Genomic DNA, 25,647 nt, shown 5'->3' with positions numbered 1-25,647 from the left:
CAATGAGTCAGTCGATCGCGGATCCGACCGGCAACATTACGTTGAGCGAACCGACACGGGTGACGCTGGCCGCCGGTTTTTATAAAATTGATTATCAAGTTTCAGCGTTGACGATGGCGCCGACTTTTATCCAGGTAACTCCGTTTTATAACAATGCGGCACACATTGAATTCGGTATTTATTTTATGACGGCCCTCGAACGATCCAGTGCTTTCGGCGCGGTATCCATGATCATCGACGTCCCGGCCTCAACTTCATTTACGCTGACGTTCAACGCTGCCCAAACCGTCACGGAATGCACGCTGACAATGACCATTGTAAAATTACGCAGAACTCAAAGCTGACGCACAAAGGCCGACACCCCTTGTCCGTTGCGTTCATGTTGAACCACAACGCGCTGCGAATGACATGGGGTAGGAGAGTGAGGATAGAAAAGGAGATCAGGTATGATTACAATCAGTTTGTGTATGATCGTTAAAAATGAAGAAGACGTTTTGGATCGCTGTTTAAGCAGCGTTGCAAAAGCCGTGGATGAAATGATTATTGTGGATACAGGCTCGACCGATCAAACCCGTGCGATTGCCGCTCGTCATCAGGCAGAAATTTATGATTTTCCCTGGATAGATGATTTTGCGGCAGCCCGGAATTATTCCTTTGATCAGGCCAGTCAGGATTTTATTCTCTGGCTGGATGCGGATGACATCGTGCCTGCGGATCAGCTTGAAAAACTGCTTGCGCTGAAACAAACGCTAGACGAGCGCTGCGATATGGTCGTCATGCAGTATCGGACAGCCTTTGACAGCGAAGGCCGGCCCACGTTCAGCTTTCCTCGGGAACGCCTGATCCGGCGCGGTGCACATCTGCGTTGGCAAGGCGCGGTGCATGAAACAATCCCCTTTGTTCCTCGTCGTTATGTCAGTGATATCGCCATCGAACATCATAAGGTGCATTGTGCAGATCCGCAGCGTAATCTGCGGATTTTGGAAAAATTAAAACAGGCGGGCACGTTGGATATCCGCCAGCGGTACTATTACGCGCGGGAACTGGCTGATCATCAGCGCTATGAAGAAGCTTTGGCAGAATACGAAATGTTCCTGAACGATCCTGCCGGCTGGTCAGAAAATAAGATTGACGCCTGTTTGAGCATGGCCCGCTGCTGGCACGCCTTAAAGCAAAGGCAAAAAGAATTTTCAAGTCTGATCCAGGCCCTGCGTTATGCACCTCCGCGCGGAGAAATCTGCTGCGGACTGGGACGTTATTTCTATCTGGAAAAAAATTGGGAATGTGCTGTTTTCTGGTACAAGCTGGCAACAACACTACCTTTGCCCTTGGATCGGGGTGGTTTTGTGAATCTCGACTGCTATGGCTATATTCCCTGGATCTGGCTGTGCTGCTGCTATGATCAGATGCAGAAATGGGATGAAGCCTGGCAGGCTAACGAGAAGGCGGGCGCCCTGAAGCCAGCCGACGCTTCTTATCTGCATAATCGCGCCTACCTGAATCATAAGCGGGGAATGGGCCAATCCTGAAAGTCAGCGGGAAATCAATTTTAGATCAACCTCGGTTCTTTTGTGAACGGAGGTTTTTCTTGCGAAACACAAAAAATCTCTTCGGTGCAGTCGTTTTATTATTCCACAGCTTTCAACTTGTGAAAGTCTGCGCTATATCTGCGCAAGGTAAGTAAAAGTTACCGAAATTGTTCGGAAGATTAAGAAAAGAGAGTAGAAATTGAACGCGTAAATGACTATAATAAACCTTGGCTGTTTTAAATATAAGGATGACAGGAGGGGCGAATCAATGGCAGAAGTTATCCGGCAGGAGAAAAAATATCTGATCACGCAGAGTCAGCGGATCCAACTGCAGCATCAGTTCAGCGCGATGATCAAACCCGATCCGCATAACGGGACAGAAGGCTACCGGGTGCGTTCGCTGTATTTTGACACGCTTAACGACCGTGATTTTCAGGAAAAAGAGGATGGCGTGGAACGGCGGCGGAAGCTGCGCTTACGTGTTTACGATCCTCAAGGAGATTTTGCATTGCTGGAAATCAAGCAGAAGGAAGGCGCTTACCAACGCAAACGCTCGATGAAGCTGACGCGAAGCCAGGCCGAAGCTTTGATCCAGGGGTATCCGGAAGCGTTGTTGGCATGTTCCGATCCTTTTGCCGCGGAGTGCTATGGAATGATCCGGGTTCAGCTTTATCGGCCGAAGACGATCGTTGAATATCAGCGGCTGGCGTTGATTGGTTCGGAGAACAATATCCGGATTACTTTTGACCATCAGATTCGGGCAACGGAAGGATGTTTCCATCTGTTTGATCCAAAGCTGAGCCTGGTTCCGGTTTTTCCGATGGCGCAGGCGGTGCTGGAGGTGAAATTTAATCACTTTCTTCCCTCCTATATTCAACGGGTGATCCAGGTCTGCGATCGCAGCGAACTGGCCGTCAGCAAGTATGCGCTGGCCCGGCGAATCAGCCATTCCGTCGTTTTTTAGTCAACAAAAGAAAAGGGGAGAGTTTATGAATCAGTTTTTGTACGACCTGATTTCACAGGTGGATCAGATCAGTCTGTTTGCGTTGTTTCTACATATTGCGATGAGCGCGCTGATCGGCCTGGTGATCTATCTGTCCTACTGGCTGTCGCACACAGGAACGATTTACAGTAAAAAATTCAACGTTTCGTTAGTAACGCTGACAATCCTGACGGCGACCGTCATGGCGATCATTGGCAACAACATCGCGTTGTCGTTAGGGATGGTCGGTGCATTGTCAATCGTGCGTTTCAGAACTGCGATCAAGGACAGCCGCGATACGGTCTACATTTTCTGGACGATTGTCGCAGGATTGGGCTGCGGCGTGGGCGATTATGTAACCAGTGCGATCGGCAGCGCGATTGTTTTCATCGTGCTTTTAGCGCTGGGCCGGATTAAAAATGACAACCGGATGCTTTTGATCATCCGCGGTGCGCGTTCAACAGAACGGCAGATCGAAGGCGTGGTTTTTAACTACTTTAATCAGAAAGCAATTCTGCGGGTTAAAAACACAACACCGGATACGCTGGAATTGATCTATGAACTGCCGCGCAGCAGTTACCGGCAATCGTTGAAAAAAGAGATCAGTGTGACTGACGCTCTGTATCAGGTTGAACACATTGAATATGTGAACGTCGTCGCTCAGGATGACGATATCAGCAGTTAGCCGAGGCCTCAGCGATGAAGCGGAAATTATTCCTGCTGGGATTGTGTTTTCTGATCGTCGCGGTTGCCTTAACGGTGCAGACGCTGACGCCGGAAAATAAGGTCCGAATTATACAGCACCGCCAGTCTGCGGCTTCCTCCCAGGTGTGCGAAGGAACCGCATCCACGGAGTTTTGTACGCATTTGCCAATACTGAAGTTAAGCACGCGGGCGCAGGCGGTTCCAGGGGAAGATCACAGTCATGAACGGATTCTGGCGGAACTGACAGTCTGGGATGGAAGCGACGGTAACCGGCTGAGCGACGAGCCGACGTTGTCAACCCTGGCAGCGATTCGTTACCGCGGCAATTCCAGTTTGCATTTTGATAAAAAGTCTTATTCCATCGTCACCATGAACGACGATAGCAAAAAGAAGAAACGTTCGCTCTTAGGCATGGCGGCGGACCAGGAATGGGTGCTGAACGGTCCGTTTCTGGACAAGACGCTGATGCGCAATTATATTGCGATGAACATTGCCGGACAGATTATGGACTATGCGCCTAACGTCCGTTATTGCGAGTTGTTCGTTGACGATGAGTATCAGGGCGTCTATCTCTTGATGGAACAAATCAGCCGCTCGAAAGATCGGATTAATGTGACAGAAATCAATGAAAAATTGCAGAAAACAGGGTATATCGTGCGGCTGGACCGTGAAAATGCGGATCCGAAGCAGCTTGACGTGTTTACTGATTATACCTATATTCTGGACATCAGCCAGGCGATGGACGTGAAATATCCCGGTATCGGAAAACTGACAGAACCGTTGAGAGCTTATATTGAGCGGGATCTCGGGGAAGTCGAAAAAGCGTTGTATTCGTTTGATTACGATTCCCGGGAATTTGGCTATCGGCAATTATTGGACGTAGATTCATTTGTCGATTATTTCATCATCAACGAATTTTTCCGCAATATCGACGCCGGCAGTTATTCGACGTATTTGTATCGCAGTCTGGGCGGCAAGGTAGGAATCTGCGTCTGGGATTTCAACAACATGCTGGATAATTATCAGGATATCGAATTGCCTGTCGACGGTTTTTCCATGCCGGATAAGACCTGGTTTTTTATGCTGTGCAAGGATGAGGATTTTATTGAGCGTGTGATTCAGCGGTATAAACTGCTGCGGCAGTCGGTGTTAAGTGAAGAATCGTTATTGACGTTCATCGACGAAACGCAGCAATATCTGGGCCCGGCGATTGATCGAAATTTTGAAGTCTGGGGTTATACGTTTGACCGTCCGCATCAGTTGGAAGCGGATCAAAATTGGCAGACCGGCGATCAGGCAGGCGCGATTCTGAATGAGATCGACCGCAATTATCTGCGTCCGTTGTTACGGAATCCACATGACTACGAAGAAGCTGTCGCGCATATGAAAGCTTATTTAATCGCAAGAGGAACATGGCTGGACGAACATATCGACAGTCTGCGTCATTATGCGCATGAATCCGTCAATAAAAAATACAACCATTAAAAAGGAGGCTGTCCGATGAAAAAGTTTATTATTACCGTCAGCGTCCTGCTTTGTCTGTTTCTGGCTTTCCAATGGTTCGATTACCGTTACGGGTTGAACTGGCAAACCTCAGAGCGGCCGGCTGAGATTATAGCGAAGACGGCGGGGCGGCAGATTTTAATCCGGGAATCGGAAGGATATGAGCCATTTGAGATTCGCGGCGTTGACCTGGGTGCGGGAATTCCCGGTTATTTTGCAACGGATTACAAGGTAGATAAGGAAACCTATCTGCGCTGGTTTGATTTAATTCAGCAGATGGGCGCCAATACGATCCGGGTTTATACAATCCTGAATTCCGATTTCTACAACGCGTTCTATGAATACAATCAGGGGCGGGAAGAACCGTTATATCTGATTCACGGACTGTGGGTCAATGATTATGTGCAATTTTCTCACCGGGATGCTTATGATCAGGCTTTTTTAGGAACCTTTTTAGAAGATGCCCGAACTTTGATCAATATCCTGCATGGCAGGCAGATGTTCTCTCTGGGATATGGCACGGGTTCCGGTTCTTATCATCATGATGTTTCGCCCTGGGTGATCGGCTATATCCTCGGGGTGGAATGGGAGCCTACAACCGTGGCGTTTACAAACCAGCGGTATCCGGATATGGCTTATCATGGAGAATATTTCAGCACAACGCCTGAAGCAAACGCGTTTGAAGCAATGCTGGCGCAGGTCGGCGATACGCTGGCCCGCTATGAGGATCAGCGCTTCCATTGTCAGAAGATGATCGCGTTTTCCAACTGGCCGACGACCGATCCCTTTGACTATCCGGATCTGATGAAGAAAATGTTTGAGAAATTTGCTTCGGTCAACGTCGAACACATTGCGGTCCAGCCTGCCTTTCAGGCCGGACAATTCGCTTCCTATCATGTCTATCCCTACTTTCCGGATTACCTGGGCGTGATGAACCGCTATGAAATCGGCGACGCCATGGATATCACGGACCAAAGGGGTGAACAAAATTCTTATTATGCTTATTTAAAACAGCTGGCGGACTTATCATACGATGCCGGTGGTCATTGCCGAGTTCGGCGTTCCCAGCTCGCGGGGGCAGGCAAAAAAAGAAAGCCGGGGCCGCAGTCAGGGCGGACTGAATGAAACAGAACAGGCGGAAGCTCTGGTTTCATGCTATGAAGATATCATGGCTTCCGGCTGTGCCGGCTCGATTGTATTCAGCTGGCAGGATGAATGGTTCAAGCGGACCTGGAACACCATGGCGCATGTCGATCTGACAAAAACGCCATTCTGGAGCGATGTTCAGACGAACGAACAGTTTTTCGGCCTGTTGGCGTTTGATCCGGGGAAGGAGCGCAGCGTCAGTTATCCGGATGGCGATCTGGAAGAATGGCAGGACATGGAGCCTGTTTTGGAAGCAGATGCGCTGCGGCTGTACGCGCAATATGATGAAAAGTATTTGTATCTGATGATCGAAGGTGAAAATTATAACCCCGTCGCAGACCGGTTATCGCTGGGATTGGATATTACGCCGAAATCCGGCAGTTCCACTGTGCTTGGCACAGCGCTGAACTTTGATCAGCCGGTTGATTTTTATCTGATGATCCGGGGAGATCAGGCCGAGATTCAGGTTCAGGAACGCTATGAAGTCCTCAACGCTGTTTCTGGATCCCTGGTTTATGGGGAAGATCCGTTTCTGGACCCGCCGGCTAAGGACAGTCCGGTTTTTAAGCCGATCCAACTTATTCTGCAGGATGTATCCCGCTATCAACTTGGCTTAAGCAAGGTCCGGGAAATGCCGGCAACCGATCCAACGGGAATTTTGAAGCGCGGCAACGGCAATCCGGAAGCTGCGGATTTTAATTCCCTGACAGATTATTGCTTTGCGGAACACGCGGTGGAACTGCGGCTTCCGTGGGAGCTGTTGAATTTTTCCAATCCGAGCGAAATGCAGATTCACGATGATTACTACGAAAAATACGGCGTCGAAAATCTGACGATTTCCTCAATCCAGATCGGTGCGACGACAAAATATCAGGGAGAAGTTGCAATGGGCAGAATCCCGTTAAAAGGATGGGGCCGCAAGGTGACCTGTCACGAACGATTAAAAGAAGCATACTGGCGGATGCAGCAGGTCTGGGCGCCGAAGTAAGGAGCGGATACCATGAGAATTCATATTCGGGCAGAAGCGCTGGTCTTTGTTTATATGGTCATCTGCTTCAGCATATTGCTCTTCAATTTATTCGCGATCGGCAAGAATCATGTGCGGGAGCGATTCATTGAAAAGCGCCGCCGGCAATGGCTGACACGCATTGAACAACAGCTGGCCTGTCAGGATTGTTCCCGGGACAAAAAGGAACAGCATCGCCGGCTGTTGAACCGGAAGCTGCGTTATCTGGTCGAGCTGATCGCCTATCAACAAGCAGCCGCCGAGCTGCAAGTCCATCAGCCGGAGGAACTTTACGCGTATTTAAAACAATATCGCGATTGTTTTGTCCAAGTCGCGTTTCAGTTAACCCGCAAAGACCTGGTAACGCAAGCTTATGTGGTATATGTGATCGGACAGTTTCGTTTGCTTAACGCCGGCTTTGAAGACGAGCTGACGCGGCTGGTTTTACAAATTCTGCTGCACAATTCAGTGTATTGCCGGGAGAATGCCTTTCAGGCATTGGTGGCTTCGGGCAATCCGCAATCGGTAACGCAGGCTGTACTTTTGCTTTCGCGCAATGAAATCCAGCACAGCCAGAAGTTGATCAGCGATGATCTGCTGCGGTTTCCAGGCGACCAGAACGCGCTTGCTCAGCAGCTTTGGCAGCGCATGGATGAGCTGACGCCGGTCTATCAATGCGCGCTGATCAATTATTTTCGAATGGTCGGTCCGCAATTTGCCGAGCTCTTGTTCGCCCGGCTGAACGATCCGCGTCAAGATCCGGAAATTCATTTCGCCGTACTGCGTTATCTGCGCCGCTGGCCGGATCCCCAGGCGTATCCGCTGCTCCTGGAATTGCTGCAGGATGAAAGCCGGAGTTGGGAATACGCAGCTCTGGCCGCCTCGGCGCTGGACAGCTATCCCGGCTCACAGACGATCGAATGTTTAAAGCAGGGGCTGCATTCACGTTTCTGGCATGTCCGGTATAACAGCGCTCAGGCCCTGCTGAATCTGCATGTGCCGTTAGCGCAGATGCAGGATATCCTGACGGGCCCGGATCGGTATGCGCGTGAGATTCTCGAATACAAGCTGAAAGAAAATGAAGGAAGGGAGGGCACTGCCGGATGATGGATCTGATTAAAGATTTTCTTGCGAACGTCGAATTCTTCTTCGTGTTCTATCTGATCGGCTACAGCACCTTCCTGTTTATCTCCGTAGTCGTTGGCGCCAGCGTGCTTTACCGCAACCGCTATCTAGAAAAAATGAAAAACGAGCTGAAGCACGATTATTATGTGCCGGTATCCGTAATCGTTCCGGCGCACAACGAGGAAGTCACAGTCGTCGATACGGTGTGTTCCCTGCTGCAGCTGGATTATAAGTTATATGAAGTTTTAGTCGTTGACGACGGGTCGACCGACCAGACAAGCCAGCGGCTGATTGAAGCCTTTAATTTAATCGAAACCCAACGCCCAATCCGTCGTCAGGTGCCTTGCAAGAAACAGAAAGCAATCTACGAACGGGAAATCCACGGCATTCGCGTGACTCTGATCGTCAAGGAAAACGGCGGCAAGGCTGATGCGCTGAACATGGGCATCAACGCCTCCCGTTTCCCGTATTTTGTCTGTATGGACGCCGATTCGATGCTTCAGCGAGATTCCCTGGAATATGCGGTGCGGCCGTTGCTGGAAAGCGACGAGGTGATCGCCGTCGGCGGACTGGTGCGTATTTCCAACGGCGTAACGCTGGAAAATGGCAAGGTAAAACATTATCACCTGCCGTCCAATCCGCTGATATGCATGCAAATTCTGGAGTATGACCGGTCATTTCTGACTTCCCGGATCCTGATGGATCAATACAACGGAAATTTGATCATCTCCGGTGCGTTTGGTTTATTTAAGAAAGATCTGGTCATCACGGTCGGCGGCTATGACCGGAATACGATGGGGGAGGATATGGAATTGGTGACCAAGCTGCATGTGTTCTGCCGGGCACATGATATTCCCTACGCAATTCGCTATGCGCCGGATGCGATCTGCTGGAGCCAGGCGCCTTCGACCCTGCTCGATCTGACGAAGCAGCGCCGCCGCTGGCATATTGGTCTGTTCCAGAGCCTGACAAAATATCGCCGGCTGTTCCTGAATGTCAAATATGGTTTTGTCAGCTTGATTTCCTATTTCTACTATCTGCTTTACGAATTGTTTTCACCTTATATCGAGCTGTTCGGTTTGTTGACGATCGCTTTGGCATGGGTCACCAATCTGATCAATTATCCCTTTGTCGTTTATTTTTATCTCGTCTACGCCTGCTTCAGCGGCGTCTTGACGCTGGTGGCATTTTTCAGTCGGATTCATACGCAAAATTTAACAATTTCGCTTTTGGACGTGATCAAAGCGATCGGCTTATGCTTGTTTGAAATCATTTTCTTACGCCTGTATTTGTCAACTGTGCGGATGCTGGCCTTATTCAGCTACCGCAAGCGAAAGAATCATTGGGAAGCAATTACCCGGACTGCGAATAATCCGGCCGTCACCGTCAAGGAAGGCAGCGAAAAATAATGAAACGGAAAACAGGAATATTGTTAGTTGCAGGACTGGCGCTTACTCTGGCGGCCTTGGGACTGCAATCATCGCATACTCGCCCCAAGGCCGGCAGCTTATTCTCCTGGAACCGCACGGCTGTGAGTGCAGAAGGAATCGAGGCGGTGCTGACGGTTAACGAGCAGCTTCCGCTGACTCAGCTGTTTCAGGAATTTCCGTTGGAAATGCTGCGTGAGAAAACCGAAGTCCAGCGCTTTGTCAGCCAGCTGCACACCCAGGGGATCGACTGTTACGCATTGATGGGGGATGCCACATGGGCACTGCACGAACAGGCAGAGGAGGTGTTGTCACGGCTTACCTTAGTCGCTGATTACAATGAAACAAGTTCCGCATCTCAGCGGCTGCGCGGCGTGGTGCTGGATATTGAGCCCTATCTTCTGCCGCAATGGGACACGGAAGACCGGCTGACTTTATTGCAGGACTATGCCGATCAGATGGTGATTTATTACAAGCAGGCGAAGGCGCTGAATCTGGAGGTTGTGATCTGCCTGCCATACTGGTATGATCAAGACTATGCCGAACCGCTTGAACAGTTGATCAGCGAGGCCTGCGACCAGGCGGCAATCATGAATTACAACCGCCATGACGAAGCCGGCCAGCTGGCCAGGGAAGTGGAATATACCCAACACAGCCACAAAACGTTGATTGCCATTTATGAATTTATCGCTCCGGGTAAGCATGGTCTGGAATCCAACAACACCTATCATGATGCGTCGCTGGATGAGCTTCGTCAAGCCTGGGCCGGACTGCAGGAACAATTTCCTCAGGGAAAGATTTATCCAGGCTATCATTACCTTGAAGAAGTTCAGGCTTTTTTACAACGTCAGTAATTCAATCACAATGCCCAGACGGCATTGTTTTTCTGTTTGCGCGCAAGTCTGGTTCTGTTATAATCAGAACAGAGACTTCAGATTTGCAGGAAAGCGAGGATTCGATAATGCAGATGAACCGATGCTTTGAAATTGTTTACCTGCTTTTAGAACGCAGGAAAATCACGGCTCAGGAACTGGCGGACCGTTTCGAGGTGTCCGTACGGACGATCTATCGGGATCTTGATTTTCTCTCCCGGGCGGGAATTCCGATTTATGCCCGCAGGGGAAAGGACGGCGGGATCGAACTGTGGGATACGTTTGTCTTGAATAAGACCGTTTTCTCAGAAGCGGAAAAGCAGGAGCTGACGGCGTTGCTGGAAGGTTTGCGGTCCACCGGCGTGCAGGAAGAAACACAGGTCTTGCAAAAAGTATCTGCCTTGCTGGGACAACCGCGGCAGGCCTGGATCGAAGCGGATTTTTCACTGTGGTCCAAGACGGCTGAGCAGCCGGATTTATTCAGTCTTCTGCGCCATGCGATTTTAAACCGCAAACGTATCCAATTTGATTATTACGGACTGAACCGGGAGGCGACGCATCGTATCGTTGAACCGCTGCGGCTGGTGTTTAAAGCGCAGGCGTGGTATTGTTATGGCTGGTGCGCGCTGCGGGAAGAAGAACGCTTTTTTAAAATCGTGCGGATGCGCGAAGTGACGGAACTGGACGAGAGCTTTGAGCCGCGCCCGCTGCCGGAAAAGATCCTGATGCCGCTGCCGGTCAGCGAGAGATGCGTGACGATTACGATGAAGGTCCAGCCGCAGGGGATCGCGCGGCTGATGGATGATTTTCAGCAGATAGAATTGAAGCAGACGCCGGAAATGACGACGGTCCAGTTTACCTGCCCCGATGGTGAATGGCTGCTGAGTTATCTGTTGTCGATGGCCGATTGCACTGAGGTGCTGGCGCCTGCCGACCTGCGGGAGAAAATGCGGCAGCGGATCAATGTTTTGGCTGAGCTATACAATAACAGAGAAACAAATACGCAGAACCTGACATCCTGTTGTCAGGTAATCCCTGGTAAAATAACAGCGGATCAATAAAAAATCCAAACCCGTCATTGTGGTAATTTGATGGATAAAGGATGGAGGCAAAAGGGTGGAAAAGCAAGATAAACAAGCAGAAAGCAGGGAGCAGTCGATGAGCATTGTACCTGAAATCAGCGCCAGGACGCTGTTAACCCCGATGAAAAACGCCCAATGGTGGTTTGGCGGAGATTACAATATGAATTTATATCGTGGTTGTTGCCATGGCTGCATTTACTGTGATTCGCGCAGCGAATGCTATGGCAATGACCAGTTTGACACGGTGATGGTGAAAAAAGACGTGCTGATGCTGCTAGAAAAAGAATTAAAAAGCAAACGACGCACCGGCGTCGTCATGAACGGCGCGATGACCGATCCGTACAATCCCTTTGAAAAACAGCTGGAAGTGACGCGTGGATCGTTAGCCTTACTGGATCGGTATGGCTTCGGCGTCGGGTTTGCGACCAAGGGAATTCTGGCGGTAAGAGATATCGACCTGTTATGCCGGATTCATCAGCATTCGCCAGTGTTGTGCAAGTTTACGATCACGGCGGCGGACGATGCGCTGGCAAGAAAAATTGAACCTCATGCTCCGTCGAGTACCCGGCGATTTGAAGCGATGGCAAAGCTGTCGAAGGCGGGGTTGTTTACCGGTGTTCTGTTAATGCCGGTTTTGCCGGGAATCACGGACGATCGGGAAAACATCCGTCAGATTTTGATCCGCGCGAAGGAAGCTGGGGCACAGTTTGTTTACTGCAGCTATGGCATGACGATGCGGGATCGCCAGCGGGAGTATTACTATCAATGCCTGGACGAACAGTTTCCGGGATTAAAAGAAAAGTATGTTCGTCGTTATGGCAACCGATACAGCTGTGCCTGCCGCAAACCGGTTGAGCTGAAGGCGATGATCGAAACGGAATGCCGGCAGCTGGGACTTTTAACCCAGATGAAAGCGATCATTGAGGCTTATCGCTTCAGCCGTGGGCCGCAGCAGATTTCATTATTCTGACGATCCTCATCTCTTACAAATTCATGACATTCTTGACGCGGTGTTGGTTTTTCAGCCCCGCTTCTTTTATAATAGAAATAAGCATAGCGCTGGGGCTTTTCTGGCAGCGCAGGGGAAATAATTAAAAAAGGGGATGAAACGATGAAACGCGGATTTGCAGTACTGATCATTCTGGGCGTGCTGCTGACATGCAGCGTAAGTCAAAGCCGTACAAAAGGAGAAACAGTTTCAGTTAATCCGATGAATTTGACGGAAGAACAAAATCAGTATGTTAAAGAACACCAGCTCCACTATCTGACCAGCGGTTCAGATCGCACAAAAGATCATTTCGCGATTGCCCGGCTGTTTAAAAATCCGCAGGGGAAACTGACGCTTTTCGTTAACTATGTTCAGCAGGATGCGGTAGCTGCTGTCAGCCGGAGGTTGTATCTGTTTGATGAGGACAGCGCAAAAAAGAAGCCTTCTCCAACTTACGCGATGCAGCTGGTGGAACAGAAGCATTTTTATCAGACTAAAAACGCCTCAGCCTATTCACTGGATCCTCTGAATACCACTTATCCAGGCAATTCTCAGCTGGATACGACGAGTATGTGGAGCAACTGCCAGCGCGTGCAGCTGCCTTTGGCGCAATATTGGAGCCGGAAGACCCTATTTGGTTATTACATTGTGGAAATGGAGGCTCCGGCGGATGATGCGTATCATTTCCTGATCCGGATGATTCTGGAAAAACCTGCGGTCTAGCTGAAGCTGGGGTTTGCAGAGCTGACGCCGCGGTCATTTGAAAATTATGCTTATCTGCTGCGGCTGGATTTGTGGGATGAATAAAGGAGGAAATCAAGGATGCAAGAGGCTATGGTCTGGTTTCGGGCTGGTTTGGGGATGCAGGTTTTATTGGCAGGCCTGGTGATTGTGCTGGCTGTGATTTATTATCGTAAAGATAGCCGCGGACGAATGCTGCTCTTGGCACGGTTATTGAGCTGGGGAATGGCTGCGGTGATCGCCGTTAACGTCGTTATGATCGCCGGCCTGTTGTTTACGATGCAGCAGTTTGGGTTAAGCCATTCCCGGCTGTTCGTGGTAAATTTGGTTGTTATCGGCCTAATGAGCGTCTTGGAAATGGCTTTGTTATTGGGTTTCGGTTTTTGTTACCGACAACTGCTGGGGTTGGCAGTCCGCGGAGATCGATCGCCGGACCTCGTTAAACAATGCTGTCGGGGGAATCGGCTGTTGGCCGGTTTCTGCGCTGTGCGGCTGATCGAACCGTTGATTCAGGCGGCGGCGATCCAGTTCTTTCCAATTACGGAAATTGACGCGCTGGCCTTCTCGTCAATCAATCTGAAGTTTGAATTTCCTTCGCTGCCGCTGCTCGACTGGGGTCTGCTGCTGATCGTGGCGCTGATTCTGGAAGCTTTCCTCAAGCGTTATATTCCGATGCCTTCCGAACGCTTAAACCGTGAAGAGGAGGGAGAAGAAAGCCAGGGGGATAAAACACAGAGCTTCGAGGGAGAGTCAGGAAAATCGTGACAATTTCCCAATGCCGCAAGAATGGTGATAAAACTGAAATCAGATTCGGGTATGCTTGAACCAGGAGGCGAAAGCATGAATGACAATCGAGAACAAATTAGCCGTGCTGTCGATTACATTGAGGCGCATCTGCAGGATGAAACCCTGGATCTCAACGCGGTGACCGCTGCCGTCGGCTATTCCAAATATCACTGGCACCGGTTGTTTACCGCATTGACCGGCGTGCCGGTGCATCGTTATATTCAGCGCCGGCGGATGAGTGAAGCGGCGCGGCGGCTTGTGTTTACTGCTGATCCGATCCTGAGGATCGCATTGGATTCGGGTTATCAGACGCAGCGTTCATTTTCCCGCCAGTTTCAGGCGGTTTATCACTGCAGCCCAAAAACGTATTGGCGCAGAAAGCTGTACCTGCCGCTGCAGCCCCGATTGGAATTGCAGAATAGTCAACCGGATGCGCTGCGCAATTTCAAAATTCAAATTCGGGATGAAGGCGCGATAGCGCTTGTCGGTTACTGTGCCGAACTCCGGCATGGATTTGGGGTGATCGGTCGGACCTGGCGGAAACTGCATCAAAATAAATCTTCAATCCCCGGACGCTGCGATCCGGATTTCCTGATCGGCGTTCATGATTATACGGAGTTCTCAAATTCCCAAAAGGGGCCGATGTTTACCTATTGGGCTGGGGCTCAGGTGGAACTTCTGGCTGATCAAGCTCAGTCTGTCCCCAAGGGCATGCGCCGGCTAACGCTGCCGGCCAGCCGCTACGTGGTATTTGAATATCAAGGCCGATGCCAGGATTCTCTGGAGCCGGTAATCGAGTTGATCTATAATCAATGGTTTCCCTCAGCTTCGTGTCAGCTGAATGAAAATGCGCGGTATGATCTTGTCCGATATGGCGAATCTACCAACGATCAAGGACTAAGCGATATCCAGATAGGAATTCCAATTCTTTAACCGCCAATAGTTTCTCAACAGGAGTAAGGAAAGGACGGTCAACAAAAACAAACGGCATCGGGAATAAGCGAAGGTCGGAAACAGAATAAAAAAGGCTCAGCCTGCTTGATGCGGACTGAGCTTATTTGTTGTATCGAATTTTGTTATTTTGTCAGATCGTGGATAATGATGTTATTTTCACGATCCGGTCCGACGGAAACCAGCGAGATCCGGGTACCGGTGATTTCTTCGATCAGGGCGAGATACTTGCGGCAGTTCTCCGGCAGTTCTTCAAACTGGCGGATGCCGGTGATATCTTCTTCCCAGCCATCCATCATGCGGTAGACCGGTTTGGCTTTTGCGTATTCTTCCAGCGATGCCGGAATGGAAGTGGTAACCTTGCCATCCAGCTCATAGCCGACACAGACTGGCAGCGTTTTAAATTGGGACAGCACGTCAATTTTTGTGATAACGAGATCCGTTAATCCATTGATCCGGGCCGCCTGTTTGACGACGCACAGATCGAGCCAGCCGCAGCGGCGCGGACGCCCCGTTGTCGCGCCGTATTCGTTGCCGGCCTGACGCAGTTCTTCGCCGACTTCATCGAGCAGCTCGGTGACAAACGGGCCTTCGCCTACGCGGGTCGAGTACGCTTTGACAACACCGATGACATGATCCAGCTTGAACGGGCTGACGCCGGCGCCTTCACAAACACCCGCGGCTGTCGGGCTGGAGGAAGTGACATACGGGTAGGTACCGTAGTTGATATCGAGCATGTTCGCCTGAGCGCCTTCAAACAGAACATTCTGGTTCTGATCCAAAGCGTCGTTGACCGTGGTGACCGCGTCGATGATCCGCGGAAGCAGGCGTTCCCGAACTTCCCGGAACTGTTCAACCAGCGCGTCGTAATCAAACGGTTCTTCCTCGTACAGCTTGACGATCTGTTCGTTTTTGATCGAAAGGGTCGTAGCCAGCTTGGATTTGAAGTTATCGAAATCAACGAGATCGCAGGCACGTAAGCCGATGCGGGTGTATTTGTCCGCGTAGCAAGGACCGATGCCGCGCTTGGTCGTGCCGATTTTGTTGCCGGCCAGCCGCGTTTCCTGCAGCTCGTCCAGCTTGACGTGATACGGCATGATCAGATGCGCGCGGCCGCTGATCTTCACGTGCTCCGTGTTTACGCCGCGGGACTCCAGTTCGTCGATCTCTTTCAGCAGTACAAACGGATCGACAACGACGCCCGGGCCGATGACGCACAGCGCGTCCTGATGCAGAACGCCCGAGGGCAGTAAGTGCAGAACCGTTTTCTCGCCTTCGACGACCACGGTGTGTCCGGCATTGTTGCCGCCCTGGAAGCGGACGACCATGTCCATTTTATCTCCCAAAACGTCAACGATTTTTCCTTTTCCTTCATCACCCCATTGGGATCCGACGACGACATATCCAGCCATAATTGTATTCCAACCTTTCTTTACTATGGGATTTGGTTATGATGCGGCAGGGGAGAGACAAACAAGGCTTATGCCTGTTCGCTCAGTTTGGCAATGCCGGTGTCAATCCGGCGCAGTGTTTCCGCCTGGCCCAGAATGTGAGCAATTTCAATCGCCCCGCCCGGGGTGAACTGCTTGCCGCTGACGGCCGTGCGAACCGGCCACAGCATCTGACCATTCTTAATGCCCAATTCCTGAATCAGATTCATCAGGGAATCGTGAATTGCTTCTTCGCTCCACTGCGGCAGCGCTGCCAGCACTTCGCGGGCCTGCTTCAGGGAAGTCAGAGCAATTTCAGCATTGGTCTTCATCTTTTTGTGCGTGTACATCGCGATGTCATATTCCGGCAGAACGTTGAAGAAATCGACCATTTCGTCAATCTCATTGAGCGTGGACACCCGCGGCTGCAGGATCTTGCTGATCTCTACGAGGTCAAAGTCGCCCTTGACGGCGTTCTTCAGATGCGGCAGCGCCAGCTGATGGAACTGCTCCAGCGTCAGATTGCGGATGTACATGCCGTTCATCCACGTCAGCTTTTCAATATCGAAGATCGCCGGCGATTTGCTGATGCGCTCGACGGAGAACGCTTTTTTCAATTCATCCAGGGTGTAGATTTCCTGTTCCGTTTCCGGCGACCAGCCCAACAGCGCGATGTAGTTGAGGATCGCGGCCGGCAGATAGCCTTTGGCTACCAGATCCTGAAACGACGCGTCGCCGTTGCGCTTGCTTAATTTGTGATGCTCATCTTTCATGACCGGCGGCAGGTGGATGTATTTCGGGATGTTCCAGCCAAACGCCTGGTAGACCAGATTGTACTTCGGCGTCGACGACAGATACTCATTGCCGCGCACGACGTGGGTGATGTTCATCATGTGATCGTCGATGATGTTGGCGAAGTTGTACGTTGGGAATCCGTCGGATTTTAACAGGATGCTTTCATCCAGAATGCTGTTTTCAACTTCGATGTGACCGTAAACTTCATCGTCAAACGAAGTGGTGCCGGTCAGCGGGATGTTCTGCCGGACAACGTATTTCTCGCCATTGGCAATCCGCTGCCGCGCTTCTTCCAGCGTCATATTGTGGCAGGGATCATTGTACTTGAAGGAGACGCCTTTGGCTTCGGCTTCTTCCTTCTGACGATGAATATCGTCCTCGCTGCAGAAGCAGTAATGCGCGCCGCCCAGTTCGATCAGCTTTTCCGCATATTCTTTATAAATACCGGAAGCCATGCGTTCCGACTGGACATACGAGCCATAATCGCCGCCGACGTCCGGTCCTTCGTCATGGTCCAGACCACATTCCTTTAATGTCGTGTAAATCAGATCGACAGCACCTTCGACAAGACGTTCCTGGTCGGTGTCTTCAATCCGCAGGATGAAGGTTCCGTCATCCTTTTTTGCGACCAGATATTCGTAAAGAGCTGTGCGAAGATTTCCGATATGCATGTAGCCGGTTGGGCTGGGTGCAAATCTAGTTCTAACTTTTTCCATTTTCACGCTTCCTTTTCTAAAACCTTTCTTATTGTACCTTAAGTTAACCCTAAGTGCAATTTTATCTTTCCAGAAAACGGCGTTTTTTAGCACACTTTTCAGTCGAATTTTCTGCGTTGGACACGCTTCGGGGATTATGGGAGGAACGAAACTGAAAAATGAACCTTTTTTCAATTTCCAAACAGGATTCCTTACGCAGAATCCGCTGGCAGCAGTTCTGAATAAACATCATCCCGGTTTGGATTTGATCCAGAATTTCCGTACAAAAAGTAAAGCAGGGATTTTTGCCAGTGAGGCTTAGTCAGATAAAATGAGGAACAGCACGTGCGATCATTCAATGGGATCATTCAATCTGAATCCGAACAAAATAAGAAAAGAAGCGACAAAGCGGAACGCACATAAAATGAAGGATCAAAAGGGAGAACTTCGTGATCGCTGGGGAAGGAAATCTGATAAAATTTTGAAAATTCTGGTTGACTTTTTTATGAAAAAGCGTAGAATATAAGAGCAAGCCAAATTGGGATGTAGCCAAGCGGTAAGGCTGTGGACTCTGAATCCACCATGCAAAGGTTCGAATCCTTTCATCCCAGCCATAAAACAAACTTCTCATCTGTAAAAGATGAGTTTTTTTATGTCTTGTTATAGTAAAACGAGGAGGGCTGGAGATGAAGGGGCATTCAAGATGAACCGCTTGGCTAAAGCAAATCGATTCCTTTCAAAATCAACAATAAAATAATAAGCCAAAACAACACGACGCCTAAAGCATAGCGCCCGTCTTTGGGCGGCAGAGCCTGGGCCTGCGCCTGACATTTCTGCCAGACCTCGGCAGGAATACATTTGACTGCCAGCGTGATGAGCGGCAGCAGCAGAAACAGATCGTCCAACGCGCCCAAAACGGGAATAAAATCGGGGATCAGATCAAGGGGAGACAAGGCATAGCCGACGGCCAGAGCGCAAAGCCACCGCGCCCGCTTCGGTGTGTTCGGATCTTTGAGTGCCTGAGCCAGCACGGGAAGGGCTGATTTGCAGGAACGGATTCGATCTTTCATGCGGCGTTGGCGTTCTTCTTTATTCATCAGTTCATCCTCCCGGTCTTTTCGCATTCTTTTTAACCCCTGAAGAAGAGAGGCAGGGATTGCTTCTGTTTTATCGGATTCATCATTTTTTCTTCTGTTTATTTATCGTTTGGTTATTTATCTTCTGTTTATTTATTATAAAGAGAAGCCAAACTGCGGGTCAATCCTTTCCTCAGTCAGCTTTTCCATCAGCGACAAAAAAACCATCCGGCTGGATGGTTTCTATTTTTTATGGCTGGGATGAAAGGATTCGAACCTTTGCATGGTGGATTCAGAGTCCACAGCCTTACCGCTTGGCTACATCCCAATGACTTGGTGCTTTTATATTCTACCCTTTTTTCAAAGAAAGTCAACCCTGAAAATTTTTCTTTTTCTGGAAAGTTTTAGAATCCCTGATTGACAAAAAATTCGCTTCCTGATTACAATGGATAAAGAAGTGAGGGGATTTTATGAATACAGAACAACGGCTGACGATGATCCGGCGGCTCAGCGACGCTTACGGCGTGTCCGGCTTTGAGGATCTGGCGGCGGCGGAAGCCCGGCGCTGGATCGACGAAACACGCTATGCGGTATGCGAGGATCACATGCGCAATTTGATCATCCAGCCCAAGGCGGCGGATGGGGAAGTCCGGATCCTGCTGGACGCTCACAGCGACGAGCTGGGGTTTATGGTCCAGGCGATCAAACCGAATGGCACGCTGACGTTTCTGCCCTTAGGCGGCTGGGCGGCGAATACCGTGCCGGCGCATAAGGTTAAGGTCAGAAACCGCAGGGGAGAGTATATCAGCGGCGTGGTCGCGGCCAAGCCGGTGCATTTTATGAGCGAGAGCGAGCGGCGGGCGCCGTCTGAGATCAGTGCGATGGTGATCGACGTCGGATCGCATTCGCTGGAAGAAACCCGCGATGTATTTCAAATTGATATCGGTGCGCCGGTCGTGCCGGATGTGACATGCGAAATCCAGAGGGAGAAGGGCTTGATTATCGGCAAGGCGCTGGACTGCCGGATCGGCGTGGCGGCGCTATTGGAAACGCTGGATCAAATCGATCCAGCCGTTCACCGCAATCATGTCGCAGCCTGTCTGTCTAGTCAGGAGGAAGTCGGCGACCGCGGTATCCAGACGGCGCTGCATCAGCTGGAGGCGGACGTAGCGATCGTGTTCGAGGGCTGTCCGGCGGACGATACGTTTACGGAAGACTGGCTCTGCCAGACGGCGATGGGAAAAGGGCCGATGCTGCGGCACATGGATCGCTCGATCATTGCCAATCCCCGCTGGATGCGCCAGGTTTTGAACTTGGCTCATGACCGCGGTATTCCGGTTCAGGAATCGGTACGCAGCGGCGGCGGAAATAACGGCGCGATGATTCAGTTAAGTCAGCGCGGCATTCCGACGGTCGTCTTGGGGATTCCGGTCCGCTACATTCATTCACATCACGGCATCGCCTGTCTGGCGGATGTGGAAGCCGCAGTGGCGTTAGCGAAAGCCGTTGTCGATACCGTAAGCGCGGCTGACGTGGACGGTTTGTAATGGAATCCCCATGGAGAACGCTGGGACCGGTCGACGCGGTCTTTAAGCGCAATCATCTGCGGATGCTTCTGGGCGCGGTTCTGCTTGCGGGCGCGGTGCTTTATCCGATCCTCATCAATACGATATTTAAGCCCTCCGGGCCGAAGCCGTTAACGGAAACGTCGCTGATCAACGAACAGGCGAAATATGAGATCCAGCTGTGCACCGAGGAGTTTGCCAGCAGCAGCGACGGCTACAAGACCAATCATTATTATTTAGCGTCCGACGGGTTATCCTGGCGGATTGTGATGCTGAGCGAAGCGACGGCGAAGCGCTGCGGGCCGATCATCGATTACAGCTACGGTGATACGGACATTGCGCCGCTGCCGTTAGTGGTCGAAGGCTTAAGCGCGGCGATTCCCGAACAGCTGCAGGAATATGCGCTGGAAGTCGTGCAGATACTGATCGACGAGAACGCTGATCCGACGACGCTGCAGGATGAAATCGGTTCGCTGATGTTAGTCGAGGGTGCGCAGCATTCCTTTCCCTTAGCTAACGTTCTGATCTTGATCGGTCTGGGCGGGGCCGGCGTGCTGCTGATCTTAAGCGGCCGCTATAACAAGAAAACCGCTCGTCAGCAGCTGGAAGAAGCCGAAGAAAAAGGCCTGTACGATCGCCTGGCGGACGACTTTGAACAGGCGGCTTATTATCCTTCGTTCAAGCTGATCGTCCATCACGGCGTGCTGCTGGAGACCGGGAAAACGCTCCATTTCCAGACGTTGGCGCCGATCCTGCGGCTGCGCTGCCGGCGTCGGTTTGAGAGTTTCCAGATGCCGATGATGCTGCTGCAGGCGCAGCGCAGTGACGAACCGGACCGCTGGGTCACGTTGGTTTCCGCGCACAACAGCGGCCGCAGCGTCGACGAGATGAACCGGCTGATCGATCAGATACTGAGCGAAAACCCGGCGATTCAATGGATTGAAGAAGAACTGAACGCTTGAAATTGCACTTTCCTTAGGCTTGGGCATAAGGAAAGTTTTTTTTCTGTCGAAACCGGTTTGCGGCGGGATCCGGGGATAGAAAAGCGAGGGGATTTCTGCTAGAATAGCAAAGGTGATAAAACATGAAAGTTGTGCTAACCACGCTCAACGCCAAATATATCCATAAAAATCTGGCGCTGCGCTGGCTGTATGTCAGCCGGATTCCGGAGGCGGATGTCGAGCTGATGGAGTTTGTGATCAAGGATGATTTGGAACGGATCAGCGATCTGATCGCTTCGCGGCAGCCGGAGGTGATCGGAATTTCGGTCTATATCTGGAATGCGGATTTGACCCGGAAATGGATTGCGATTCTCAAGCGCAAGCTGCCCCATGTCCGAATTCTGATCGGCGGGCCGGAGGTTTCCTATCAATGCGAAGACTGGCTGGACACCGGGATTGAAGCGGTGCTGCGGGGCGAGGGCGAGAAGACGTTCTGGCAGGCGGTGCGCCGGGAAGCGGATATCGACGGGTTAGTCAGCCGCGATTACGTCAGTCCGGTTGCTTACGCACGAGTGGACCTGAACTGGCTGGAAACGTTGGAAAGTCCTTACTGGCTGGCGATGGACGAGGAAGCAATGGCGCATCGCTACCTCTATCTTGAAACCTCGCGGGGTTGTCCGTATCATTGTGCGTACTGCCTGTCCTCGGCGGACAACCGTGTGCGGATGTTTTCGGAAGCGTATGTCCTGCGGCAGCTGGCGCCGCTGGCAGAGCGGACGGTCAAGCAGGTGAAGTTTTTAGACCGGACGTACAACGTGATGCCCGAGCGGGCGCTGCGGATCGCACGGTTTATTGAAACGCTGCCGCCTTCGATCAACTTCCAGTTTGAGGTTGTCGCCGATACGATCAGCGAAGCGATGCTGGATTTCTTTGAACAGGAAGCCGATCCGGCCCGCTACCGTTTTGAAATCGGCGTGCAGTCGCTGAATTCCAAAACCCTGGAAGCGGTGGACCGGCGGCAGGACAACCAGCGTCTGCTTGAGGTCACAAGCCGGCTGTTAAAGCGCGGCTACATCTGTCATCTGGATCTGATCGCGGGGCTGCCATATGAGGATCGGGCCAGTTTTGAACAATCCTACAACGGGTTGTTCGCCGTGTGTCCCAGCGAGCTGCAGGTCGGCATCCTGAAATTATTGAAGGGGACCGCGATGATCGCACGCGCACCGGGCTGGGGTATGGAATTTGAAGCGCAGACGCCGTATACCGTGACGAAGACAGCGTGGCTGAGCGAAGCGGATCTGGCGGAAGTAGAGTGCGTGCATCTGGCGACGGAAAAGCTGCTCAACAGCGGCCGCTGCCGGGCTTGTTTACAGAGCGTCTTTGCGGAGCATCCCCAGTTGAGCGCTTATGCCCTGATGGCGCAGGCCGGGGCGCGGCTGCAAGCGCTGCCCCATCCGTATCAGCTGAAAGATCTCTATGAGCTGCTGATCGAGGTGTTAACGCCGCTGCTGGGAGAATCGGAAGCGCAGGCGCGGGTCAATACCGATTATCTGATGCAGTCTGCCCATCGCCAGAAGCCGCTGGCGATCCGGCATCTCAGCGCCGAGGAGCGCAAGGAAATCCGCAGGAATTTAGTTCAGCGGATGGATTTTGACGAGCAGCAGGTTTATAATTATACCCAAATTGACGTCGGCTGGCAGGCCGGCGGGATTCAGATTCAGATCGTGCTGGCCGTTCCCGGACAGCCGGTGCGGCGGATCTGGCTCAGTGAGGAGGAACAACAAGAATGGATAAAATCGTAATTGCGTCGGGCAATCAACATAAGATTGAGGAATTCCGCACGCTGTTTGCGCCGCTGGGGATCACCGTGATCGGCATGAAGGAATGCGGCACGTTTGCCGAGCCGGAGGAAACCGGAACGACATTTGCGGCCAACGCCGTAATCAAAGCCGAAGCGCTGTGCGCGCAGCTGGGCTGCACTGTGATTTCCGATGATTCCGGATTGGAAATCGACGCGTTAAACAAGGAACCCGGCGTGTATTCAGCCCGATATTTGGGCCATGATACAAGCTATGAAATCAAGAACCGGAATCTGATCGAGCGCGTCAGCGGCCAGGCGGACCGCACCTGCCGGTTTGTCTGCGCGATCGCCTTGGCGCGCCCGGACAGGCCGACCGAGGTGTTTGAGGGGACGGTCGAAGGAACGGTTGCGTTCCAGCCCGCCGGGGGTAAGGGCTTTGGCTACGATCCGATTTTCTATTATCCGCCGCTGTGCAAAACACTTGCTGAGGCAAGTGAGGAAGAAAAGAATCAGGTCAGTCACCGCGGCAAGGCGATGCGCTTGTTAATGGAGTATTTACATCATGAAGAAAACTGATTCGTTTCTCGTCAAGGCGCTGCAGGCGGTCTGGTCGGTGGCACTCATCGCCGTGCTGATTTTGACGTCGGTTGATCTCAACTGCTTCAGCCGGCCGTTTTACGCCGATCAATACCGCCAGCTGAACACCGCGCAGACGATCGGCATGAGCGAGGAAGATCTAGATTTAACGACCGACGTGCTGTTGGACTACACCCAGGGCAAGCGTGAAAATCTCGACGTACAGGCTGTCATCAACGGTCAGGTGCAGGAGGTTTTCAATCAGCGGGAAAAAGACCACATGGTCGACGTTCAGGCACTCTATCTCAACGCGATGAGCGTGCGGAACTTGGCGGCGGCGATCGTGATCGTGGGATTGGGTCTGTTGGTGATGAAAAAGGATAAGGCGCTGCGGCGGCAGACGGCGAAGATGTTTTTAAAAACCTCGGCGGTGCTGATGGGCCTGGCGGGGGCGCTGGCGTTTTACGCGTTTCTCGATTTCAATGAATTCTGGACGATGTTCCATCATATCTTTTTCCGCAATGACCTGTGGCTGCTCGATCCCAATACCGACGTCTTGATCATGATGGTTCCGGAAACCTTTTTCTTCAATCTGGTATTCCGGATTCTCGGCGGGTTCGGGCTGGGCTATCTGGTCTGCCTGGGCTTGGCCTGGTTTGAAAGCAAAGGAGGTGTTCAAGCGTGATTCACGTTGTTTTATATGAGCCGGAGATTCCGCAGAATACCGGCAATATCATGCGGACCTGCGTCGCGGCGAACTGCCGGCTGCATTTAATCGAGCCGCTGGGTTTTTCGTTAGACGAACAGAAGATCCGCCGTTCCGGGATGGATTACCGGGAAAAGCTGCAGATGAGCGTCTATCCGGATTGGGCGGCGTTCTGCGCGCAAAATCCGGACGGGGAGTTTTACTTCTTAACCCGCTATGGCAAGCAGCCGCCGGCCAGTTTCGACTATACCCGGACGGAAAAGGATATTTATCTGGTGTTCGGCCGCGAAAGCACAGGTATTCCCAAGGCGATCCTGCGCGATCATCTCGACCGCTGCGCGCGGCTGCCGATGGTTGCCGACGCCCGCAGCCTGAACTTAAGCAACTGCGTCGCGATCTGCGTTTATGAAGTGCTGCGCCAGCTCGATTATCCGGGCTTAAGCAAAACGGAGCACATCAAGGGAGAGGATTGGCTGTTGGTATGATCACGTTGTTCAACCGTCTGCTTCAAACCGAAAAACGCCGGATCTGTATTTTGTTCTGCACCGGCTGTGCGTGCGCGGCTGTGTTTGCCTTCGCCAACGCCCGGATGGGGTATTTGTTAGTCCAGCTGCGCAGCATTGAGGATGTGCTGGCGCTGACGCACCATCCCTGGGTAGAGGGAACGTGGCTGGGGCGGACGATCCTGAATCTGTTGGCGACGCCGCTGGCCTTTTCCGACTGGCTGAGCAGTGCGGTAACGGCGCTGGCCTGGCCGCAGATCGGCTTTCTCCTGGTCGCCGCGATGTTTTTCACCCAGCGCGGCAAGGATAAGAATCTCCGACGTAAACGTAGGGGCTTAGGCTGCTTGATCGGATGCGAGCTGGTCATGGTGATCGCCGGCGGTTTTTTTGTAACGCGCAGCTATTTTTCCCTCACTACGCTCAAAGCGATCCAGCAGTTTGCCTATGCCGGAATCGCCGTGGGGTCGTTGGCAACGCTGCAGCTGATGCTGGCGCTGATTCAGATTCCCTTAGCGCTCTACCGCGATTTTCTGGCGCCGGAGAATGTGAAGTCATAGTGAGTTCCAGCGAAAAACAATTCGCATAGATCATAAGAAATTCAAGAAGTCCTTAAGCCGGTTCGCTGCTTTGCTTTCGGGCTTTTTTTTATTCTTTATCCTACAATCTCCGTATCCGGCAATCGTTGAGCAGGGCGGGGGAAACTGGGGCGGGATTCT

Annotated in this window: 26 protein-coding genes and 2 tRNA genes; 24 read left to right on the top strand and 4 right to left on the bottom strand. The window is 51.6% G+C overall.

What is annotated here, in order from left to right; translation table 11 throughout:
• Positions 1-2: 2 nt before the first annotated feature.
• The 15 genes from BQ7364_RS18365 to BQ7364_RS09585 all read left to right on the top strand — a co-directional run bounded on the left by BQ7364_RS18365 (position 3) and on the right by BQ7364_RS09585 (position 14,825).
• Positions 3-344 (top strand): hypothetical protein, encoded by a 342-nt coding sequence (locus BQ7364_RS18365; RefSeq protein ID WP_229056866.1) that lies wholly within the window; start codon positions 3-5, stop codon positions 342-344.
• Positions 345-446: 102 nt separating this feature from the next.
• Entirely contained in the window at positions 447-1,529 is a 1,083-nt protein-coding gene (locus tag BQ7364_RS09645; RefSeq protein ID WP_072684500.1) for a glycosyltransferase family 2 protein, read from the top strand.
• Positions 1,530-1,797: 268 nt separating this feature from the next.
• A complete protein-coding gene (locus tag BQ7364_RS09640) occupies positions 1,798-2,493 on the top strand; it encodes a polyphosphate polymerase domain-containing protein (protein ID WP_083538522.1) in 696 nt (231 codons plus the stop codon).
• Between the two features lie 25 nt (positions 2,494-2,518).
• Positions 2,519-3,196 (top strand): DUF4956 domain-containing protein, encoded by a 678-nt coding sequence (locus BQ7364_RS09635; RefSeq protein ID WP_072684498.1) that lies wholly within the window; start codon positions 2,519-2,521, stop codon positions 3,194-3,196.
• A gap of 14 nt (positions 3,197-3,210) precedes the next feature.
• Positions 3,211-4,701, top strand: coding sequence for a CotH kinase family protein (locus BQ7364_RS09630; RefSeq protein ID WP_072684497.1), 1,491 nt, complete (start codon positions 3,211-3,213; stop codon positions 4,699-4,701).
• A 15-nt stretch (positions 4,702-4,716) separates the two neighbouring features.
• On the top strand, positions 4,717-5,844 hold the full coding sequence (locus BQ7364_RS18175; RefSeq protein ID WP_200798790.1) for a hypothetical protein: 1,128 nt from the start codon (positions 4,717-4,719) through the stop codon (positions 5,842-5,844).
• Positions 5,753-6,853, top strand: coding sequence for a hypothetical protein (locus BQ7364_RS18170; RefSeq protein WP_200798789.1), 1,101 nt, complete (start codon positions 5,753-5,755; stop codon positions 6,851-6,853). The genes BQ7364_RS18175 and BQ7364_RS18170 overlap by 92 nt, the downstream gene beginning before the upstream one ends.
• Positions 6,854-6,865: 12 nt before the next feature.
• The gene (locus tag BQ7364_RS09620; protein WP_072684496.1) at positions 6,866-7,978 is read left to right on the top strand and encodes a HEAT repeat domain-containing protein; all 1,113 of its coding nucleotides are present in this window, start codon (positions 6,866-6,868) and stop codon (positions 7,976-7,978) included.
• Entirely contained in the window at positions 7,975-9,405 is a 1,431-nt protein-coding gene (locus BQ7364_RS09615) for a glycosyltransferase family 2 protein (protein ID WP_083538521.1), read from the top strand. Before BQ7364_RS09620 ends, BQ7364_RS09615 begins: the two co-directional genes overlap by 4 nt.
• Entirely contained in the window at positions 9,405-10,277 is an 873-nt protein-coding gene (locus BQ7364_RS09610) for a hypothetical protein (RefSeq protein WP_072684495.1), read from the top strand. Before BQ7364_RS09615 ends, BQ7364_RS09610 begins: the two co-directional genes overlap by 1 nt.
• Before the next feature lie 107 nt (positions 10,278-10,384).
• Complete coding sequence (locus tag BQ7364_RS09605; RefSeq protein ID WP_072684494.1) at positions 10,385-11,356, top strand: helix-turn-helix transcriptional regulator; 972 nt, start codon at positions 10,385-10,387, stop codon at positions 11,354-11,356.
• A 55-nt stretch (positions 11,357-11,411) separates the two neighbouring features.
• Positions 11,412-12,347 carry an SPL family radical SAM protein gene (locus tag BQ7364_RS09600; RefSeq protein ID WP_234973171.1) on the top strand — a complete coding sequence of 312 codons (936 nt, stop codon included), beginning with the start codon at positions 11,412-11,414 and terminating at the stop codon, positions 12,345-12,347.
• A 141-nt stretch (positions 12,348-12,488) separates the two neighbouring features.
• Positions 12,489-13,088, top strand: a complete 600-nt coding sequence (locus BQ7364_RS09595) for a hypothetical protein (RefSeq protein WP_072684493.1) — start codon at positions 12,489-12,491, stop codon at positions 13,086-13,088.
• Positions 13,089-13,187: 99 nt separating this feature from the next.
• Entirely contained in the window at positions 13,188-13,871 is a 684-nt protein-coding gene (locus BQ7364_RS09590; RefSeq protein WP_072684492.1) for a hypothetical protein, read from the top strand.
• Positions 13,872-13,946: 75 nt separating this feature from the next.
• The gene (locus BQ7364_RS09585; RefSeq protein WP_072684491.1) at positions 13,947-14,825 is read left to right on the top strand and encodes an AraC family transcriptional regulator; all 879 of its coding nucleotides are present in this window, start codon (positions 13,947-13,949) and stop codon (positions 14,823-14,825) included.
• A gap of 143 nt (positions 14,826-14,968) precedes the next feature.
• Here BQ7364_RS09585 and BQ7364_RS09580 read toward each other — a convergent pair whose 3' ends face one another.
• Positions 14,969-16,255 carry an adenylosuccinate synthase gene (locus BQ7364_RS09580; protein ID WP_072684490.1) on the bottom strand — a complete coding sequence of 429 codons (1,287 nt, stop codon included), beginning with the start codon at positions 16,253-16,255 and terminating at the stop codon, positions 14,969-14,971.
• A gap of 68 nt (positions 16,256-16,323) precedes the next feature.
• Positions 16,324-17,784 carry a glutamate--tRNA ligase gene (gltX, locus tag BQ7364_RS09575; RefSeq protein WP_072684489.1) on the bottom strand — a complete coding sequence of 487 codons (1,461 nt, stop codon included), beginning with the start codon at positions 17,782-17,784 and terminating at the stop codon, positions 16,324-16,326.
• 136 nt (positions 17,785-17,920) lie between these two features.
• Here gltX and BQ7364_RS18005 point away from each other — a divergent pair, with 136 nt between their 5' ends.
• Together BQ7364_RS18005 and BQ7364_RS09570 are read left to right on the top strand one after the other, a co-directional pair.
• Positions 17,921-18,085, top strand: coding sequence for a hypothetical protein (locus BQ7364_RS18005; protein ID WP_159432787.1), 165 nt, complete (start codon positions 17,921-17,923; stop codon positions 18,083-18,085).
• Between the two features lie 217 nt (positions 18,086-18,302).
• Positions 18,303-18,377 (top strand) — tRNA-Gln (locus tag BQ7364_RS09570).
• 102 nt (positions 18,378-18,479) lie between these two features.
• On the opposite strand, the gene BQ7364_RS09565 is transcribed toward BQ7364_RS09570, so the two are convergent.
• Positions 18,480-18,860, bottom strand: coding sequence for a YkvA family protein (locus BQ7364_RS09565; RefSeq protein WP_072684572.1), 381 nt, complete (start codon positions 18,858-18,860; stop codon positions 18,480-18,482).
• Positions 18,861-19,092: 232 nt separating this feature from the next.
• Positions 19,093-19,167 (bottom strand) — tRNA-Gln (locus BQ7364_RS09560).
• Between the two features lie 142 nt (positions 19,168-19,309).
• Between BQ7364_RS09560 and BQ7364_RS09555 the strand changes: the two genes are divergently transcribed.
• The 7 genes from BQ7364_RS09555 to BQ7364_RS09525 all read left to right on the top strand — a co-directional run bounded on the left by BQ7364_RS09555 (position 19,310) and on the right by BQ7364_RS09525 (position 25,488).
• Positions 19,310-20,386 carry a M42 family metallopeptidase gene (locus tag BQ7364_RS09555; RefSeq protein WP_072684488.1) on the top strand — a complete coding sequence of 359 codons (1,077 nt, stop codon included), beginning with the start codon at positions 19,310-19,312 and terminating at the stop codon, positions 20,384-20,386.
• Positions 20,386-21,366, top strand: coding sequence for a hypothetical protein (locus BQ7364_RS09550; protein WP_072684487.1), 981 nt, complete (start codon positions 20,386-20,388; stop codon positions 21,364-21,366). Before BQ7364_RS09555 ends, BQ7364_RS09550 begins: the two co-directional genes overlap by 1 nt.
• A 122-nt stretch (positions 21,367-21,488) precedes the next feature.
• On the top strand, positions 21,489-23,147 hold the full coding sequence (locus tag BQ7364_RS09545; protein ID WP_072684486.1) for a B12-binding domain-containing radical SAM protein: 1,659 nt from the start codon (positions 21,489-21,491) through the stop codon (positions 23,145-23,147).
• Positions 23,132-23,722 carry an XTP/dITP diphosphatase gene (locus BQ7364_RS09540; RefSeq protein ID WP_072684485.1) on the top strand — a complete coding sequence of 197 codons (591 nt, stop codon included), beginning with the start codon at positions 23,132-23,134 and terminating at the stop codon, positions 23,720-23,722. Before BQ7364_RS09545 ends, BQ7364_RS09540 begins: the two co-directional genes overlap by 16 nt.
• Positions 23,709-24,407: a TIGR01906 family membrane protein gene (locus BQ7364_RS09535; RefSeq protein ID WP_072684484.1), complete on the top strand. Its 699-nt coding sequence runs from the start codon at positions 23,709-23,711 to the stop codon at positions 24,405-24,407. The genes BQ7364_RS09540 and BQ7364_RS09535 overlap by 14 nt, the downstream gene beginning before the upstream one ends.
• The gene (locus BQ7364_RS09530) at positions 24,404-24,913 is read left to right on the top strand and encodes a tRNA (cytidine(34)-2'-O)-methyltransferase (RefSeq protein ID WP_006060655.1); all 510 of its coding nucleotides are present in this window, start codon (positions 24,404-24,406) and stop codon (positions 24,911-24,913) included. The genes BQ7364_RS09535 and BQ7364_RS09530 overlap by 4 nt, the downstream gene beginning before the upstream one ends.
• On the top strand, positions 24,910-25,488 hold the full coding sequence (locus BQ7364_RS09525) for a hypothetical protein (protein WP_072684483.1): 579 nt from the start codon (positions 24,910-24,912) through the stop codon (positions 25,486-25,488). The genes BQ7364_RS09530 and BQ7364_RS09525 overlap by 4 nt, the downstream gene beginning before the upstream one ends.
• Positions 25,489-25,647 lie beyond the last annotated feature (159 nt).

The sequence above is a fragment of the Holdemania sp. Marseille-P2844 genome (assembly GCF_900120005.1).
GTDB lineage: Bacteria > Bacillota_I > Bacilli_A > Erysipelotrichales > Erysipelotrichaceae > Holdemania.
This window is presented reverse-complemented; position numbering and strand designations above follow the sequence as displayed.